The sequence below is a fragment of the Streptococcus sp. 1449 genome, assembly GCF_013276805.1.
Lineage (GTDB): Bacteria > Bacillota > Bacilli > Lactobacillales > Streptococcaceae > Streptococcus > Streptococcus pseudopneumoniae.
On sequence record NZ_VMLS01000076.1, the window covers coordinates 1 to 1,516 of the forward strand.

At 43.8% G+C, this 1,516-nt stretch carries 2 protein-coding genes; both read right to left on the reverse strand.

All coding sequences use genetic code 11. The features are described 5' to 3' along the window. Window positions 1–103: 103 nt before the first annotated feature. Window positions 104–763: an amino acid ABC transporter permease gene (locus tag HT687_RS10590; protein ID WP_000443886.1), complete on the reverse strand. Its 660-nt coding sequence runs from the start codon at window positions 761–763 to the stop codon at window positions 104–106. Between the two features lie 9 nt (window positions 764–772). Beyond that, window positions 773–1,516 (reverse strand): ATP-binding cassette domain-containing protein (locus HT687_RS10595; protein ID WP_188108679.1); only part of this gene is annotated, 744 nt, incomplete at its 5' end.

A 1,516-nucleotide genomic window follows, 5' to 3' on the forward strand; every position in this document is an offset into this window, starting at 1 on the left:
GCTCAAAACATGGTTTTGAGGTTGTAGATGAAACTGACGAAGTCAGTAACCATACATACGGCAAGGAGAAGTTGACGTGGTTTGAAGAGATTTTCGAAGAGTATTATTCTGCAGCTTGTTGCCAACGTTTTGCTAGCATATGAGACAGGCTCGAAATGGCTAGGTTAAAGCTGAAGTAGATGAGGGCAATCAGTATATAAAGACTGAAGACCTGCTCTGGTTCGAAATAACGGCCCATGAGAATTTGGCTGGCTCCAAAGAGTTCTTGTAGGGCGATAACAGAGTAGAGGAGACTGGTATCCTTAATCACGGTTACAAACTGAGAAATGATGGCTGGCAGCATTTTACGAATGGCTTGTGGGAGAATGATGTAGTAGAGGATTTGGGCTGAAGTGAAGCCTTGTGACATTCCTGCTTCGTACTGCCCCTTGGCTACGGCATTGAGACCGCCTCGGATAATCTCAGCTAAAGCCGCTGATGTAAAGAGTGTGAAGGCAGTGATTCCTGCTGGAGTGGATTTCATCTTGAAAATTAAAAAGATAGTAAAGATCCAGAGAAGGTTGGGAACGTTGCGCACAAATTCGATATAAATGCTGGAAATAATGCGCAAGACAGGATTTTTGCCATTTCTCATGACAGCTAGCACCGTACCGATAAGGGTAGAGAGGACGATGGCAATCAGAGAAATGTAGAGGGTCAAGCCAAATCCTTTAAAGATAAAGACTAGGTTATCTGGGGTCAAAACTTCTAAAATGGATTCCATAGTAACCTCCTAAAGTGAATAGGCTTTTTTATTAGCTTGTTCCATCTTGCGACCAAACTGGGCAACAGGGAAGCATAGAGAAAAGTAGAGAAGGGCAGCGCCTAGAAAGGCTGGAATGTAGTTTCCGTTAAGTGCTGACCAAGACTTGGTCACAAACATCAAGTCCACTCCAGAGATGATAGCGACTGTTGAGGTGTTCTTGATGAGGTTGACAATTTGGTTGGTCAAAGGAGGGAGAATGATGCGGTCAGCAACTTCACGGGCAAAGCCCATTTCATGGGTAACGACAATCATATTCATACCATCGTGGGCCAATTTTTGCATAACCGCTAGAACATCGCCGATGGTTTCAGGGTCAAGAGCAGATGTTGGCTCATCAAAGAGAAGGAGTTCAGGATGCATAGCGAGTCCACGAGCAATGGCGATTCGTTGTTTTTGTCTACCAGATAGCATGGCTGGATAAGAATCTTTTTTATCCCACATATTTACAAATTCCAGATATTTTTGAGCTGTTTTTTCAGCTTCTTTTTTATCAATTCCTAGAACTTTTATGGGTGCGAGTGTTACGTTTTCTAACACTGTTTTATGCGGATAGAGGTTAAAATGCTGGAAAGCCATGCCGACTTCCTTACGAAGAGGCACCAAATCTTTCTGGCTGGCACCAGCAACTTGGTGGCCATTGACTAGAAGACTTCCCTTGTCAACAGCCTCCAAACCATTGATGGTGCGGATAAGAGTGGATTTTCCAGAACC